Annotated in this window: 15 protein-coding genes; 7 read left to right on the top strand and 8 right to left on the bottom strand. The window is 72.9% G+C overall.

The genetic code is table 11. The annotated features are described in order from the left end of the window. Positions 1–4: 4 nt before the first annotated feature. Positions 5–649 carry a PhzF family phenazine biosynthesis protein gene (locus ACE4Q9_RS23595; RefSeq protein ID WP_397986220.1) on the bottom strand — a complete coding sequence of 215 codons (645 nt, stop codon included), beginning with the start codon at positions 647–649 and terminating at the stop codon, positions 5–7. A 373-nt stretch (positions 650–1,022) separates the two neighbouring features. Here ACE4Q9_RS23595 and efeO point away from each other — a divergent pair, with 373 nt between their 5' ends. From efeO to ACE4Q9_RS23575, 4 genes are read left to right on the top strand one after another with little or no spacing between them, the layout of a single operon-like run. Further along, positions 1,023–2,159: an iron uptake system protein EfeO gene (efeO, locus tag ACE4Q9_RS23590; RefSeq protein WP_397986219.1), complete on the top strand. Its 1,137-nt coding sequence runs from the start codon at positions 1,023–1,025 to the stop codon at positions 2,157–2,159. Positions 2,160–2,170: 11 nt separating this feature from the next. Continuing rightward, positions 2,171–3,412 carry an iron uptake transporter deferrochelatase/peroxidase subunit gene (efeB, locus tag ACE4Q9_RS23585; protein WP_397986218.1) on the top strand — a complete coding sequence of 414 codons (1,242 nt, stop codon included), beginning with the start codon at positions 2,171–2,173 and terminating at the stop codon, positions 3,410–3,412. A gap of 3 nt (positions 3,413–3,415) precedes the next feature. Further along, entirely contained in the window at positions 3,416–4,288 is an 873-nt protein-coding gene (gene efeU, locus ACE4Q9_RS23580) for an iron uptake transporter permease EfeU (protein ID WP_397986217.1), read from the top strand. Next, a complete protein-coding gene (locus ACE4Q9_RS23575; protein ID WP_397986216.1) occupies positions 4,248–5,240 on the top strand; it encodes a hypothetical protein in 993 nt (330 codons plus the stop codon). Before efeU ends, ACE4Q9_RS23575 begins: the two co-directional genes overlap by 41 nt. A gap of 10 nt (positions 5,241–5,250) precedes the next feature. On the opposite strand, the gene ACE4Q9_RS23570 is transcribed toward ACE4Q9_RS23575, so the two are convergent. The 4 genes from ACE4Q9_RS23570 to ACE4Q9_RS23555 form a co-directional block, all read right to left on the bottom strand. Next, complete coding sequence (locus ACE4Q9_RS23570) at positions 5,251–5,994, bottom strand: bifunctional DNA primase/polymerase (protein ID WP_397986215.1); 744 nt, start codon at positions 5,992–5,994, stop codon at positions 5,251–5,253. A gap of 106 nt (positions 5,995–6,100) precedes the next feature. Continuing rightward, positions 6,101–7,093 (bottom strand): small ribosomal subunit Rsm22 family protein, encoded by a 993-nt coding sequence (locus tag ACE4Q9_RS23565; RefSeq protein WP_397986214.1) that lies wholly within the window; start codon positions 7,091–7,093, stop codon positions 6,101–6,103. A gap of 307 nt (positions 7,094–7,400) precedes the next feature. Then, positions 7,401–8,582 carry a serine hydrolase domain-containing protein gene (locus ACE4Q9_RS23560; RefSeq protein WP_397986213.1) on the bottom strand — a complete coding sequence of 394 codons (1,182 nt, stop codon included), beginning with the start codon at positions 8,580–8,582 and terminating at the stop codon, positions 7,401–7,403. Next, complete coding sequence (locus ACE4Q9_RS23555; protein WP_397986212.1) at positions 8,522–9,823, bottom strand: multidrug effflux MFS transporter; 1,302 nt, start codon at positions 9,821–9,823, stop codon at positions 8,522–8,524. Before ACE4Q9_RS23555 ends, ACE4Q9_RS23560 begins: the two co-directional genes overlap by 61 nt. A gap of 140 nt (positions 9,824–9,963) precedes the next feature. On the opposite strand from ACE4Q9_RS23555, the gene ACE4Q9_RS23550 reads away from it, so the two are divergent. After that, positions 9,964–10,722: an SDR family oxidoreductase gene (locus ACE4Q9_RS23550; protein ID WP_397986211.1), complete on the top strand. Its 759-nt coding sequence runs from the start codon at positions 9,964–9,966 to the stop codon at positions 10,720–10,722. Between the two features lie 114 nt (positions 10,723–10,836). On the opposite strand, the gene ACE4Q9_RS23545 is transcribed toward ACE4Q9_RS23550, so the two are convergent. Next, entirely contained in the window at positions 10,837–12,117 is a 1,281-nt protein-coding gene (locus ACE4Q9_RS23545) for a D-alanyl-D-alanine carboxypeptidase family protein (RefSeq protein WP_397986210.1), read from the bottom strand. Positions 12,118–12,236: 119 nt separating this feature from the next. Further along, positions 12,237–12,563: a nuclear transport factor 2 family protein gene (locus ACE4Q9_RS23540; protein WP_397986209.1), complete on the bottom strand. Its 327-nt coding sequence runs from the start codon at positions 12,561–12,563 to the stop codon at positions 12,237–12,239. 157 nt (positions 12,564–12,720) lie between these two features. On the opposite strand from ACE4Q9_RS23540, the gene ACE4Q9_RS23535 reads away from it, so the two are divergent. After that, entirely contained in the window at positions 12,721–13,278 is a 558-nt protein-coding gene (locus ACE4Q9_RS23535; RefSeq protein ID WP_397986208.1) for a DoxX family protein, read from the top strand. A gap of 52 nt (positions 13,279–13,330) precedes the next feature. Then, on the top strand, positions 13,331–13,675 hold the full coding sequence (locus ACE4Q9_RS23530) for a MazG-like family protein (protein WP_397986207.1): 345 nt from the start codon (positions 13,331–13,333) through the stop codon (positions 13,673–13,675). A 154-nt stretch (positions 13,676–13,829) separates the two neighbouring features. On the opposite strand, the gene ACE4Q9_RS23525 is transcribed toward ACE4Q9_RS23530, so the two are convergent. Continuing rightward, positions 13,830–15,044, bottom strand: coding sequence for a beta-ketoacyl-[acyl-carrier-protein] synthase family protein (locus ACE4Q9_RS23525; protein WP_397986206.1), 1,215 nt, complete (start codon positions 15,042–15,044; stop codon positions 13,830–13,832). Positions 15,045–15,066: the final 22 nt, after the last annotated feature.

The following is a 15,066-nucleotide window of genomic DNA, read 5'->3' as shown; positions in this document are numbered from 1 at the left end:
CGGGTCAGCGCTCCAGGAAGACCCGGCCACCCAGTTCCACCCAGCCCGCCGGCTGCGGCGCGGTGAGGAGCTGGGAGCCCTTGCCCTGGGTGATGTTGAGGGCGCGGCCCAGTCGGGCGGTGAGCTGGATCGCGGCCGCGCCCGTGGCCTCGTCCTCCTCGATGCCGTCGCCGCGACCGGGAAAGCCGCGCGCCCTGATCCGCCCGGCCGCCTCGTCCTCCCACGCCCACGCGTACAACCACTCGCCGGGTGCGGGTACTTGGAGCGCGTCGACCTCCGCCGGCGTGGCGTACTGGCGCAGGGTGCGCGGCTCGGGCCACTCCGGGCGGGCCTCGATCCAGCAGAACTCGCCGTCCTGTCGGGCGCCCACCGCACCGGCGGGTACGACGAGTTCGGGCACGTCCAGCAGCCAGGCGGCGCCGACGCACGGGTATCCGGCGAACGGCAGCCGGGAGGAGGGCGTGTAGATGTCGATCACGCCGCGCTCGGGGTCGTCCACGAACACGGTCTCACTGAACCCGAGTTTGCCGGCGAGCGCCTGCCGGTCGGCGCGCCCGGGCAGCCTGGAGCCGTCGCGGACGACGCCGAGTTCATTGCCGTAGCCGCCGTGCGGTGCGCAGAAGACGCGCAGTACGTCGTAGTCAGTCACACGCGCATTGAAACACCGCCCGCCCCACGCGCGCGTCCGGCCGGGGGCGCCGCCGGCCGGGGGCCGGGCGGGGAGAGCGGCGGACTCATGGGGCAGTCCGGTCAGGGCGTCACCCGCGCACGCCCCCGCGCCTCGCCGAGGTGGTCGTGCCGCATGATCCGAGGGGCGACCGGCCGAAGTCTTCGCCGAGCGGCCGCTGTCCGGGGTGTACGAGCACCCGGTGAAGGTGTTCGCCCACCCCCGCGGCACCGGTGTCGCCTTCGACCCGAGGCGCGCGCCCTGAGAGCCGGATCACGTCACCCGGGGGTATGAGGAGGGTAAGGGTCAGGTAAGTTAGGGCAGCCTCACCACACTGGATCGTCAGGGAGTCCGTATGCGTGCCGTCCGTCCGACCGTCATCGCCGCCGCCACCGCGGCCGCCCTGACCGCACTTTCGGCCTGCACCGCCAAGAGCGAGGCCGGGGGCGGCGACGCCATCCGGGTCACCGCCGCGGACTCGGCGTGCGACACCTCCGCCACCTCGGTCCCGGCCGGCCAGGTCACCCTGAAGATAGAGAACAAGGGCTCGCGGGCCACCGAGGTGGAGATCCTCTTCCCGGACGACCGGATCGTCTCGGAGAAGGAGAACATCGGCCCCGGCACCAAGTACACGCTGACCGCCGAGGTGAAGGCGGGATCGTACGAGATCGCCTGCCGCCCCGGTATGAAGGGCCACGGCGTCCGGCAGAAGCTCACCGTCACCGGTGGTTCGGCGGCGGCCCGGCGCGATCCCAAGCTGGACCAGGCGGTCGCCGCGTACCGGCAGTACGTCCAGGACCAGGCCGACGCCACCGTGCCGCTCGCGCGGAAGTTCGCCGACGCCATCAAGGCGGGCGACCTCGACGCCGCCAGGAAGGCGTACGCCCCCTCGCGCCTGGGCTGGGAGCGCACCGAGCCGGTCGCGGAGTCCTTCGGTGACATCGACCCGAAGACCGACACCCGCGCCGACGGCCTGGAGAAGGGCCAGAAGTGGACCGGCTGGCACCGCCTGGAGAAGGCGCTGTGGGCCGACAACAAGATCGGCGCCGAGGAGAAGACCCTCGCCGACCAGCTCGTGAGCGACCTGGAGGACTGGCAGCGGCGGGTCGGCAAGGCCGAGATCACCCCGACGTCCATGGCCAACGGCGCCAAGGAGCTGCTGGACGAGGTCGCCACCGGCAAGGTCACCGGCGAGGAGGACCGCTACGCGCACACCGACCTGGCCGACTTCGAGGGCAACGTCGAGGGCGCGCAGAAGTCGTACGAACTGCTCAAGCCGGTCGCCGCGAAGAACGCCCCGGCGCTCGCCAAGGAGCTGGACAAGCAGTTCGCCGCGCTGGACAAGGTGCTGGACGGCTACCGCTCGCAGCAGACGTCGTACGGCTTCGTCTCATACGACAAGGTCACCGAGGCCCAGCGCAAGGAGCTGTCGGACGCGGTGAACGCGCTCGCCGAGCCGCTGTCCAAGCTCGCCGCCGCGGTCGTCAAGTAAGGGCCGGGCGGATGACCGAGATCGAGGAGAGCCGTCCCTCTCGCCGGGCGCTGATCGGCTGGGGCGGGGCCGGGATCGCGCTCGGGGCCGTGGCGGCCGGGGGCGCGGTCGCGCTGACCAACGCGGGGGCGGGGACTGCGGAGGCGGCCGGCGGCGCGGTGGAGTTCCACGGCGCCCACCAGGCGGGCATCGCGACGCCCGTGCAGGACCGGCTGCACTTCGCCGCGTTCGACGTGCAGACCGACGACCGCGAGGAGTTCGTCCGGTTGCTGAAGGACTGGACGGCGGCGGCCCGGCGGATGACCGCGGGCAAGCCGGTCGGCGCGGGCGCCTACGGCGGGCTCCCCGAGGCCCCGCCGGACGACACCGGCGAGGCGCTGGACCTCACCCCGTGCCGGCTGACCCTGACCATCGGCTTCGGCCCCTCCCTGTTCGACAAGTTCGGGCTGCGCAGCGAACGGCCCGCGGCCCTCGTCGACCTGCCCGCGTTCCCCGGCGACAACGTGGACAGGACCCGCACCGGCGGCGATCTGTGCGTCCAGGCCTGCGCGGACGACCCCCAGGTCGCCGTGCACGCCATCCGCAACCTCGCCCGCATCGGCTTCGGCAAGGTCGCCGTGCGCTGGTCCCAGCTCGGCTTCGGCAAGACCTCCTCGACCACCCCGGACGCGCAGACCCCGCGCAACCTGTTCGGCTTCAAGGACGGCACCCGCAACATCGCGGGCACCGAGACCGACCGGCTGGACAAGCACGTGTGGGTCGGCGACAAGGACGGCCCGGACTGGATGACCGGCGGCTCGTACCTGGTCACCCGGCGCATCCGGATGAACATCGAGACCTGGGACCGCACGTCGCTCCAGGAACAGGAGGACGTGTTCGGGCGGGACAAGCGCGAGGGCGCGCCGGCCGGCAAGGCGGGCGAGCACGACGAGCCCTTCCTGAAGGCCATGAAGCCCACCGCGCACGTACGGCTCGCGCACCCGGACGCCAACGGCGGGATCACCATCCTGCGCCGCGGCTACTCCTTCACCGACGGCACCGACGGCCTCGGCCGGCTGGACGCGGGCCTGTTCTTCCTCGCCTACCAGCGCGATGTGCGCCACGGCTTCATCCCGCTCCAGCGCAGGCTGGCGGCGCACGACGCCCTCAACGAGTACATCCAGCACGTGGGTTCGGCGGTCTTCGCCATCCCGCCGGGCGTCCGGGACGCCGGCGACTGGTGGGGCCGTTCACTGTTCTCCAAGGAGGCGTAGCCCGTGTTCTCCAACTACCTGATCGGCCTGCGGGAGGGCCTGGAGGCGTCGCTCGTCGTCTGCATCCTGGTCGCCTACCTGGTCAAGACCGGCCGCCGGGACGCCCTGCGGCCGATCTGGACCGGCATCGCCGTCGCGGTCGCGCTGGCGTTGGGCTTCGGCTGCGCGCTCGAATTCGGCTCCCAGGAGATGACGTTCCAGGCGCAGGAGGCGCTCGGCGGCTCGCTGTCGGTCCTCGCCGTGGGCCTGGTGACCTGGATGGTGTTCTGGATGCGGCGCACCGCCCGGCACCTGAAGTCCGAGCTGGGCGCCAAGCTGGACGCGGCACTCGCGATGGGCACCGGCGCGCTGGTCGCCACGGCGTTCCTCGCGGTCGGCCGGGAGGGCCTGGAGACCGCGCTGTTCGTGTGGGCCTCGGTGCACGCGGCCGGCGACGGCACCCCGCGCCCGCTGATCGGCGTCGCCCTCGGCCTCGCCACCGCGGTACTGCTGGGCTGGCTGTTCTACCGGGGCGCGCTGCGCATCAACCTGGCGAAGTTCTTCACCTGGACCGGCGGGATGCTGGTCGTGGTCGCGGCGGGCGTGCTGGCGTACGGCTTCCACGACCTCCAGGAGGCCGGCTGGCTCCCCGGACTCACCCACCTGGCCTTCGACATCAGCGACACCGTCGAGCCGGACAGCTGGTACGGCACGCTGCTGAAGGGCGTGTTCAACTTCCAGCCGGACCCGACGGTCGTCCAGGTCACGGTCTGGGCCCTGTACTTGGTCCCGGTGCTCACGGCGTTCCTCGCCCCGGTAGGGTTCGCCTCCGGGAAGGGGAAGGTGAAGGAGCCCGATGACCAGGGAACGCAGCCCTCGACGGCTTCGCCGGCGTGACCGGAACGCACTGCTCGCGGCGGCGCTGACCGCGTTGTCCTGCACGGCGAGCGGGTGCGTGGTGGTGCACGGGGAGCGGGTGGTGCTGCCCGGCGCCACCCGGACCGAGGCCGCGAAGGCGGTGGCCGCGTTCACCGAGGCGTACAACAAGGCCGACAAGGCGTACGACCGTTCGCTGGACGCGCCCTATGTCACCGGTCCGTTCGCCGACATCGACGCCGCCCGGCTGAAGGCGGGGCACGTCGCCAGCCCGTCCGGCAACGCGGGTCACGTCCCGCTGAAGCTGTCGGACGTGCAGATCACGATCCCCGAGAAGGCGGGCTGGCCCCGCTGGTTCCTCGCGGACGCGCGGGCCAACAAGGGCGGTGACTACCGCTGGCTGCTGGTGTTCACGCGGGCGGATCTGGGCGAGCGGTGGCGGGTGGCGTATCTGACGCTGGCCGCGCCCGGCGCCGTACCGGAGTTCGCCAAGGACAAGGACGGGTGGGGCGAGGCGGTGCCGGTGTCCTCGACTCAACTGGCCGTCCAGCCCGATGAGTTGAGCCGCTCGTACGCCGACTACCTGAAGAAGGGCGGCACCACGTTCGCCGACGGGCCGAACACCAGCGAGTTGCGCGCTTATCGGCGGACCCAGGCCCGCAAGCCGGGTCTCGTGCGCCAGTACATCGACCAGCCGCTGACCCATGGCGACTACGCCCCGCTCGCGCTGCGCACGGCGGACGGCGGCGCGCTGGTCTTCTTCAGCACGCACCACTACGAGAAGCAGACCGCCGCCGCCAACACCTCGGTGCCGACGCCCAGCAAGGCCGTGCAGGCCCTCACCACGGGTGAGATCCACCAGTCCCTCACGCTGGAGTCGGTGGCCGGGCAGGCCGCGCTGGACCCGGCGGGCAAGGGGAAGGTGTCGATCGTGGCGAAGGTGAACGGTGTGACGGGGGCGAAGGGCGAGTAGCCCCGCCCGGTCAGTTGCGCAGTGGCCAGGGCCGGTCGAGGTGGGAGGCGGACTCCCCCGCGGCGTGCCGGGCGCAGGCGTCGGTGAGGGATTCCAGCAGGGTCAGGGGCTCGGGCAGCGGATGCTCGGGGCCGCGCACCCAGCGGACCTGCTGGCCGTCGTCGCCGGGCAGGCGGGCAGGGGGTACGAGGACGTAGGAGCCCCGGCAGTGCCAGCGCAGGCCGGGGTGCTCGGCCATGGTCTCGGGGTGGCAATCCAGTTCACAGGGCCACCACTCGTCCTCGTCCTCGGGGGTGCCGCGGGTGAGGGTGAAGAACAGCATCCGGCCGTCGTCGCTCTCGGCGACCGGCCCCACCTCGACGCCCTCGGCGAGCAGCCGCTCCAGCGCCTCCCGGCCGGCCTCCAGGGGCACGTCCAGGACGTCGTGGACCATGCCGGTCGCGGTGATGAAGTTGGCCTGCGGCTGGTGCCGGGCCCAGCGCTCGATCTGCGGGCGGTCGATCGTGGACTGCGTCTGCCAGGCGAACGACACGGGGTGCCGGGCCGGGGTGGGACAGCCCACGCGGTCGCAGGAACAGCGGTAGCCGGGCGCCGGGTACGCGGCGGGCGCGAGCGGCAGGCCCGCCTCGGCGGCGGCGAGCAGCAGGGCCTCACGGCCGCCGTCGCCGGCGGCGTCCTCCTTGGGGCGCCGTCCGCGCAGCCACTGGGAGAGTTTGCCCTGCCGGCCGCTGTGGCCGCCGAACGTCCCGCTCATCAATCCCCTCGCCTCGCTGGTGTGCGGACAGCATGCCTCATGGTCCCACCTTCGTGCGCTTCGGGGGGCGGCAGGTGGATACGGGGGGAATCGGACGAGACGTACCTCACAGCGCCGATTCCGGGGGCCAGGCCGCGCCCCAGTCCGTGTCGCGGGCCGACTTGTACAGGTCGCCGTGGCGTTTGGTGATCGTCGTACGGCTCAGTCGCTCGTCCGCCTCGCACAGGTCCAGGAGCACCTGGCCCTTGCGGATCTGGGGGCGGCGGACGACGCGGGCGGGGGCGGGCCCGGCGGGCAGGCGGGTGGCGGCGACGTAGGAGAACTTCTCGTCCTCGTAGGCCAGGGAGCCGCCCTTGACCCTGCGGTGCAGGGAAGAGCGGGGGACGCGGGCGGAGAAGTGGCACCAGTCGGCGCCGGGCGCGATCGGGCAGGCGGCGCTGTGCGGGCAGGGCGCGGCGACGCGGAACCCGGCGCGGATCAGCCGGTCGCGGGCCTCGATGACCCGCGCGTACCCGGCGGGCGTGCCGGCCTCCACGATCACCACGGTCTGCGCTGCGGCCGCGGCGGCGTCCACGAGCGCGGTGCGGTCGGACTCGGCCAGCTCGTTCAGGACGTACGACACCGTGAGCAGGTCGGTGGGGTCCAGGGCGAGCGCGGCGCCGATGCGGGCGCGCTGCCAGCGGGCTTGGGCCAGGGCGGGGTTGGCGGCGGCCAGCTCCCGGCCGAGGGCGAGCGCGGGCTCGGCCCAGTCGAGGACGGTGACCGGGCGGGTGCCGGCCCAGGTGTCGGTCACCGCCCAGGTCGCGGCGCCGGTGCCGCCACCGACGTCCACATGGCTGCCGGGCACCCAGCCGGGAACGGCGTCGGCGAACGCCGCGAGGGCCGAGCGCACGGCCTGGAAGGTGGCCGGCATCCGGTAGGCGGCATAGGCGGCGACGTCGGCGCGGTCGCGGAGGATCGGCGCGTGGGTCGGGGTGTCGCCGCGGTAGGTGGCGATCAGCCGTTCGACGGCTCCGGCGGCCTGGCTGGGCGGGAGCCCGTCGAGCATCTCGGCGAGGCTCCGGCGGAGGACGTCGGCCGGTGGTACGGGGGCGGTCACCTGGAGATTCTATGGCGCGCGCCGGGAGCAGCGGACCGGCCCCGACCCGGCCGACGGCCCGCGCGGCAGGGACGACCGACCAGCGTCAGCCCGATCCCGCTCCGGCTGACAATCCGCGCGGCGGGACGGCCGACCAGCCCCGACCCGGCCGATCCTCCGCGCGGCGGAAGCGCCGGACCGCCCCCGACCCGGCCGACGGCCCACGCAGCGGGGACGGCCGACCAGCCCCGGCCCGAGCCCGACCCTCCGCGCGGCGGGAGCGACAGATCAGCCTCGGCCCCCGCCCGGACCCCTGTCGCCCGCCCCCTCACACCACCGCCCGTGCCAGCCACGTCCCGAGTGTCGCCCTCGGGGTGCCGTCCGGCGGGCGGCGGCGTGGGTGGACCGTGTTCGCGAGGAGGACCAGGAAGGTGTCCGTCGCCCGGTCGAGGACCAGGGAGGTGCCGGTGAAGCCGGTGTGTCCGGCGGCGCCGTGGCCGGCGAGGGCGCCCATGAACCAGGGCTGGTCGAGGGCGAAGCCGAGGCCGGGCGGGGCGAGGAGGAGGTCGGTGAAATCGGGGGCGAGGATGCGGGCGGGGCCGTAGGAGCCGCCGGCCAGCAGGGCGCGGCAGAAGACGGCGAGGTCCCGCCCGGTGGAGAAGAGGCCGGCGTGCCCCGCGATGCCGCCGACGGCCCACGCGTTCTCGTCGTGGACGACGCCCCGCAGCATCCCCCGGTCGGCCTTGGCCCACGGCCGCCACTGGTCCTCGGTGGCCGCGGCGCCCGGACAGGGCCCGAACCCGGTGGCGGTCATGCCGAGCGGGCGGGTGATGCCGTTGCGCACCAGGACGTCCAGGGTGCGGCCGGTGACGCGCTCCAGGACGAACTGGAGGAGCAGCATGTTCAGGTCCGAGTAGCGGTACGTGCCGGGCGGCCCCGACGGCGCCTCGGCGCGCAGCATCGTCAGGCGGGCGGCGCGGTCCGGGCAGTCGTACAGCGGGAGTTCGGGGCGCAACCCGGAGGTGTGGGTGAGCAACTGCCGTACGGTCACCCGGTGTTCCGCGAGGGTCCGGAACTCCGGCAGGTAGTGGCCCACCGGGGTGTCCATGCCCACGGTGCCGCGCTCGATCTGCTGCACCGCCGCGACCGAGGTGAACAGCTTGGTCAGGGAGGCCAGGTCGAAGGGGGTGTCGACGGTGGCCGGCACCCGGTCCGCGGGCCGCAGTTCGACGCCGCTGTCGGTGCGGGGGTCGTAGGAGGAGTAGCGGACCGCCCAGCCCGCCGCCTCGGCCACGGCGATCACGGGTCCGCGTCCGGCCACCACGACCGCGCCGGGTGCCCAGGGGCGCGGCCCGGCGGTGCGGGCGTGCACCTCGCCCACCAGGTGTGCCAGCGCTGCGGGGTCCAGCCCGGCCCGCTCCGGTGTGTCGGCGCGCAGTCTCGGTGCGCTCAGCTCTGGTCTCCTTCCGACCCCGCACGGATGTGCTCCCGCGTGTTCCAGGGACGGCACATTCCCACGAAGCAGGCCCCCGCGACCAGTGCGGCCGCCAGTTGGACGACGGCCATCGGGACGGCGGTGCGCTCCCCGGCGATCCCGACGAGCGGCGAGGCGACCGCGCCGACGAGGAAGGAGGAGGTGCCGAGCAACGCGGATGCCGATCCGGCGGCGTGCTTGGTGCGCAGCAGGGCGAGGGTCTGGGCGTTGGGCATGGTCAGGCCCATCGCGGACATCAGCACGAACAGCGCGGCGGCGATGGGCGCGAGCCCCACCTCGCCGAACACGCCGGTGGACATCAGCAGCAGCGCGGTCGCGGCGAGCGTGATCACCGTGAGCCCGGCGGCCAGCACCTTGTCCAGGCTGACCCGGCCGACCAGCACCTTGCCGTTGATCTGCCCGGCGACCACCAGACCGACCGAGTTGAGGCCGAACAGCAGGCTGAAGGTCTGCGGGGAGGCGCCGTAAATTTCCTGGATCACGAACGGGGACGCCGATATGTAGGCGAACAGCGCGGCGAAGGCGAAGCCGCCGGCCAGCATGTAGCCGGTGAAGGGCAGGTCGGCGAGGAGCGCGCGCATCGAGCGCAGGGCGTGCCCCACTCCCCCGCCGTGCCGGTCCGCCGGCGGCAGGGTCTCGGGCAGCCTCAGCCAGACCAGCGCACCGAGCAGCGCCCCGATCACGGTGAGCACCAGGAACACCCCGCGCCAGTCGGTCACCCGCAGGATCTGCCCGCCGATCAGCGGCGCGACGACCGGCGCGACCCCGGAGATCAGCATCAGAGTGGAGAAGAAGCGGGCCATGGCGACACCGTCGTACAGGTCGCGTACGACGGCCCGCGCGATGACGATGCCGGCCGCGCCCGCGAGACCCTGGACCAGCCGGAAGGCGACCAGCGTCTCGACGTTCGGGGCGAGGGCGCACAGGGCGGTCGCGACGAGGTTCACGGCGAGCCCGGTCAGCAGCGGGCGGCGCCGGCCCCAGCGGTCGCTCATCGGGCCGACGACCAGTTGTCCGAGGGCCATGCCCAGCAGGCAGGCGGTGAGGGTGAGTTGCACGGTGGCGGCGGGCGCGTGCAGGGAGCGGGTGACCTCCGGCAGCGAGGGGAGGTACATGTCCATGGCGAGCGGGGGCGTCGCGGTGAGGCCGCCGAGGACGAAGGTGACGAGGAGGCCGGTACGGCGGGCGGCGGGGGACGCGGTGGCGGTCTCCGGATCTTCCGTCCGCGGTGTCGGTGCCGCCGCGTGCTCGGGCATGAGTCCCCTCCCTGGGTCGAGGCGTCCCGGCCGGGACACCTTGCTTGAAACTTCCACTGAAGCGCGCCTCCCATGTTCCCAGCTCGGACGAACTGCCGAGGAACATACGGACGACGAAGTGGACGCCTACGCTCCGTGGCATGACTGACACCCAATCGAAGATCGCGGTGGTGACCGGCGCCGGTTCCGGGATCGGCCGGGCCGTCGCCGTGGAGCTGCTGCGCACCGGCTGGTCGGTGGCGCTGGCCGGGCGGCACGTCGAGACGCTCGAGGAGACGGCGGCGCTCGCGCCCGCGGCGCCCTCGATCGCCGTACGCACCGACGTGTCCCAACCCGAGGACGTGGCGGCGTTGTTCGAGGCGGCCGTGCACCGGTTCGGCCGGCTGGATCTGCTGTTCAACAACGCGGGCACGTTCGGGCCCGGCGGGGTCCCGGTCGAGGAACTCCCCTACGACGCCTGGCGGCACGTGGTGGACACCAACCTCAACGGGGCGTTCCTGTGCGCGCAGGCGGCGTACCGGACGATGAAGGAGCAGAACCCGCAGGGCGGCCGGATCATCAACAACGGCTCGATCTCCGCGCACGCGCCCCGCCCGCACTCGGTCGCCTACACCGCGACCAAGCACGCGCTGACCGGCCTCACCAAGTCCCTCTCCCTGGACGGGCGTCCGTACCGGATCGCGGTCGGGCAGATCGACATCGGCAACGCGGCGACCGAGATGACACGGCGGATGAGCACCGGCGTGCTCCAGGCGAACGGCGAGACGGCGCCCGAGCCGATGATGGACGTGGCCGAAGTGGCGCGCACCGTACGACACATGGCGGAGCTGCCGCTGGAGGCGAATGTGCAGTTCGCGACGGTGCTGGCGACGGCGATGCCGTACATCGGCCGCGGCTGACCCCGGCTCCCGCCCCCGGCACGAACATTCGTGCCACCAAAATTCCACCGGCCGTCTCACCGAGGCGGGACGGCCGCCGGGGGGCGACCGCTGGTAGGCGACCGCCGGACGGCGTCAGCGCCGGTGCCGGCCGCCCGGCTGGTCGGTGGGGGCCGGCGGCTCCTGGAGGTCCGGCTCCGCCGAGCGGGGCGCGGGGGGCCTGCCGGTGCCGGCCGCGTCCCGGGCCGCGCGGGACTGGCGGCGGCGCCGCAGCAGGAAGCCGCCGGCCGCTGCGAGCAGGACCGCGGTGCCCGCCGCGCCCTCCACGAGGCGTCCGGCGGAGAAACCCTTGGCCGGTGCGCCCGTCCCGCCGGCCGTCTGCCCGCCCGCGTGTCCGGGCGCCGGGGACGCGGTCGCGCCGCCCTCGCTGAGCGGCTCGACCAGCGTGCCCACCGGCCGGGCCGTACGGCCGTGCGTGAAGCCCCAGTCGAGGAGGGCGGCGGTCTGCTCGTAGACGGCGTTGCTGCCGGTGGCCGGGTGCATGACCGTGACCAGCAGGGTGCGGCCGTCGCGGGTGGCGGCGCCGGTGAAGGTGTTGCCGGCGTGGCTGGTGTAACCGTTCTTCACGCCGATCAGGCCGTCGTACGTCTTCAGACCCCACGCCCCGGTCAGCAGGCGGTCGGTGTTCTGGATCTGGAAGGTCTTCTTGCCGCCGGCCGGGAAGTTCGCGGTGCGGGTGCCGCAGTAGCCCCGGAAGTCGGGGTCCTTCAGCCCGTGCCGGGCGAAGAGGGTCAGGTCGTACGCCGAGGAGAGCTGGCCGGGGTGGTCGAAGCCGTCGGGGCTGACCACATGGGTGTCGAGGGCCTGGAGGTCCCGCGCCCTGGCCTGCATCTCGGCGACGGTCTTGGCGATGCCGCCGTTCATGTGCGCGAGGACGTGCACGGCGTCGTTGCCGGAGCGCAGGAACACGCCCTGCCACAGCTGCTCGACGGTGTAGGTGATGCCCGCCTTGATCCCGACGAGGCTGGAGCCGGCCGGGACGTCGGAGATGTCGGAGTCCTTGACCGTGTACTTCTCGGTGCGGTCGAACTTCTTCAGCACGGTGTCCGCGAACAGCATCTTCAGCGTGGACGCGGGCGCGAGGCGCTGATGGGCGTTGAAGGAGGCGAGCACCTCACCGGTCGTGCCGTCGGCGACCAGCCAGGCGCGGGCCGTGAGCAGCTTCGTGGGCACCCCGGTGGCGCCCTCCGCCTGGAGCCCGGCGCGGGCCAGCCGTTCGCCGCCGATGGCGGTGACGCCGGACGCGGCGTGGGCCGGGGTGGCCGCGGACAGGGGAAGGGCGGCGGCGGGCAGGGGGAGGGCGGCGGCCGTCAGCCCGAGGACGGCACGCCGGCTGAGCCGGGAGGATTCGCGCACTCCGGGACGGTACACCGCGCCGAGCAGCGGATTCGGCAGCGAAGGGGGATGACGGCTAGGGAATTTGCCACGTTATGAAAATCTGACCGGTTAACGTGACGTAGCCAACGTGAGCGGCTTCACGCCTGGCCGGTTTCGAACCGCGAGATCCGGCCGTCCTCGTCGACGGTGAAGCTCCACCGGGTCTTCATCTCGCCCCAGGTGTCGTTGCGGTAGCGGGCGACCAGGGCGCGGCCACCGCGGGACTCGTTGTCGACGTCGATATGGCCGTGGGACGAGAAGATCTCCCGGTCGATCCAGTCGGCGAGATCGCGGTCGCTGCCGTCGTCGGACATGGTCGCGCCGGGCGCGAGCAGGGCCAGGAAGCCCTCGCGATCATGGGCGTTCACGGCACTGACGAAGGCCCGGACGACCGGATCGCTGAGTTTGGCTGGCTGAATCGTCATGGCGCCAGGCTCACACCGGGCCCCCGGCCCCGCCACCGGAACGCACGCTTGGACGCGTCCGATGGTGTGACCGGTGTGGCGGTGGTAACACAGGAGAGGTTTCGTCGTACGACCTTCTCCGCCTCTCTGTCTCTGTCGCCCCGGCTTGGGAGTCACCATGACCTGTTACGACCGACGTGATCTGGGCCTGCTGCTGCTCCGGCTGGGCGCGGGCGGGGTGTTGGCGGCGCACGGCACGCAGAAGCTGTTCGGTTGGTTCGGCGGCCATGGCCTGGAGGGCACCGGCCAGTTCATGGAGTCCGTCGGCTACGCCCCCGGCAAGGTGAGCGCCACGGCGGCGGGCCTCGCGGAGACCGGCGGCGGCACGCTCCTCGCGCTGGGCCTGGCCACCCCGGCGGCGGGCGCGGCGGCCGCGGGCGCGATGGCGGGGGCGGCGGCGGTGCACGCGCCCAACGGCTTCTTCGCCCAGGAGGGCGGCTACGAGTACGCGGCGACCCTGGGCCTGGCCGCGATCGGCCTCGCGATCACCGGTCCGGGCCGGCTCTCCCTGGACCACGCGCTCGGCAACATCTTCAACCGCGGCTGGATGGTCCCCGCCGCCCTCGCGGCGACGGCGGCGGGCACGGCGGCGGTGGTGGGGGCACGGACGAGGCGGGTACGGGCGAAGCGGGAGGGCCGGCAGGAGACGCTGTTCGAGGAGTTCGCGGAGGAGTGAGCCGCGCGCTCTTACGGCGTGCCGGACGCCCGCCCGTGGCAGGCTGCCCCGCATGACCGACCAGCATCCCGCTCCCCTTGCCCTCTGGCCCGCCATCGACGAACTCTTCTCCCGTCTGGAGGCCACGCAGACGCCCCAACCGGGCCGGGAGGGCCTGCTGTTGCGCATCCTCAAGCTGTCGGAGGAGGCCGGTGAGGTCGCGGAGGCGGTGATCGGCGCGACCGGCCAGAACCCCCGTAAGGGCGTCACCCACACCTGGGACGACGTCCAGGCGGAACTGTGCGACGTCGTCATCACCGCCCTGGTCGCTCTGCGGACACTGACCCCGGACGCGGGCGAGGTGTTCGAACGGCATCTGAGGGGGGTGCGGGAGCGACCGCTGAAGCCGTCGGCGTAGCCTCTTGTCCGGTTGGCCACCCTCAGGGCCGCATCCGAGCACGCGCACTTCGCACTTCGCACACTTCGCCGGCAGGATCAAACCCTCGGACGGCCGGGCACCCGCGCCGGACCGGCGGATCGGCGGTGCTGCCCGGCGTGCGGTCAAGCTCTCGTCACTTGTTGAAGACGAGACTGACGTTGTGTCCGCCGAAGCCGAACGAGTTGGCCAGCGCGGCAGACCACTGACCGGTGCGCCGCTCACCGCGCACCACGTCCAGTTCCACGCGCGGGTCGAGTTCGTCAAGATTGCGCGTGGCCGGCATCGTGCCGTCCCTGAGCGCGAACAGAGCGGCCATGGCGCCGATCGTCCCGGACGCGCCCATCATGTGACCGGTCATCGACTTCGTGGCCGTCACCGCGGCGTCGCTGCCGATGACCCGAGTGATCGCCTCGGCCTCCGCCAGGTCACCGGACTCCGTCGACGTGGCGTGGGCATGCACGACCCCGATGTCCTGCGGGCCCAGGCCGGCGTCACGCAGTGCCAGTTCCATGGCGAAGGCCTGGCCTTCCGCATCGGAGGCCGTGATGTGGTTCGCGCTCGAACTCACGGCGCTGCCGGCCAGCGTGCCATAGGCACGTGCTCCACGGGCTCGCGCGAACTCGGCACGTTCGAGCACCATCATCCCCGCGCCCTCGCCCATGACGAACCCGGACCGCTTGACGTCGAACGGGCGGGACACGGCCTCCGGGTCCATGGACTGCGTCGACAATGCCTTCATCTGGGCGAACGCCGCGATGGTGAAGGGGTGCAGGCATGCCTCCACCCCACCTGCGACGACCACGTCCGCCCGCCCGCTGCGGATCAGGTCCTGCCCCATGGCGAGCGCCTCCGCGCCGGACGCGCAGGCACTCACCGCAGTCCTGGCGCCTCCCTTCGCGCCCAGGTCCATACTCACCCAGGCGGCCGGTCCATTGGGCATCAGCATGGGGACCGCGAACGGCGACAGCCGCCGGATTCCGGCGCGTTCGAAGATATCGTCCTGCCCGAGCGTGGTGAGGACACCACCGGTCCCGGTACCGATGACGACGGCGAGTCGTTCCGGTTCGACCTCCGGAGTACCGGCGTCCTGCCATGCCTCGCGCGTGCTGAGGATGGCGATCTGCTCACCGCGGTCCAGCTTCCTTGCCTCGGTCCTCGGGAGGAGGGCGGCAGGGTCCACCGTGAGCCCGGCCGCCACGTGCACGGGCAGGTCCGCGGCCCACTCCTCCTCCAGGAAGCGCACCCCCGACTTTCCGTCCAGTAGCGCCGACCACGATGACGGCGCGTCGGCTCCCACCGGCGTCACCGCACCGACACCCGTCACCAGCACACGACCGTTACGGGTCACACACGCCTCCTTGAATTGTCCA

Source organism: Streptomyces sp. AM6-12, assembly GCF_044327085.1.
Lineage (GTDB): Bacteria > Actinomycetota > Actinomycetes > Streptomycetales > Streptomycetaceae > Streptomyces.
This window is presented reverse-complemented; position numbering and strand designations above follow the sequence as displayed.

What these genes read in the sequence shown, in the direction of transcription:
- ACE4Q9_RS23575 (WP_397986216.1), top strand. Translation starts at nt 4,248, where the DNA reads ATGACCAGGGAACGCAGCCCTCGACGGCTTCGCCGGCGTGACCGGAAC.
- efeB (WP_397986218.1), top strand. Translation starts at nt 2,171, where the DNA reads ATGACCGAGATCGAGGAGAGCCGTCCCTCTCGCCGGGCGCTGATCGGC.
- ACE4Q9_RS23550 (WP_397986211.1), top strand. Translation starts at nt 9,964, where the DNA reads ATGACTGACACCCAATCGAAGATCGCGGTGGTGACCGGCGCCGGTTCC.
- ACE4Q9_RS23570 (WP_397986215.1), bottom strand. Translation starts at nt 5,994, where the DNA reads ATGAGCGGGACGTTCGGCGGCCACAGCGGCCGGCAGGGCAAACTCTCC.
- ACE4Q9_RS23555 (WP_397986212.1), bottom strand. Translation starts at nt 9,823, where the DNA reads ATGCCCGAGCACGCGGCGGCACCGACACCGCGGACGGAAGATCCGGAG.
- ACE4Q9_RS23535 (WP_397986208.1), top strand. Translation starts at nt 12,721, where the DNA reads ATGACCTGTTACGACCGACGTGATCTGGGCCTGCTGCTGCTCCGGCTG.
- ACE4Q9_RS23540 (WP_397986209.1), bottom strand. Translation starts at nt 12,563, where the DNA reads ATGACGATTCAGCCAGCCAAACTCAGCGATCCGGTCGTCCGGGCCTTC.
- efeO (WP_397986219.1), top strand. Translation starts at nt 1,023, where the DNA reads ATGCGTGCCGTCCGTCCGACCGTCATCGCCGCCGCCACCGCGGCCGCC.
- ACE4Q9_RS23530 (WP_397986207.1), top strand. Translation starts at nt 13,331, where the DNA reads ATGACCGACCAGCATCCCGCTCCCCTTGCCCTCTGGCCCGCCATCGAC.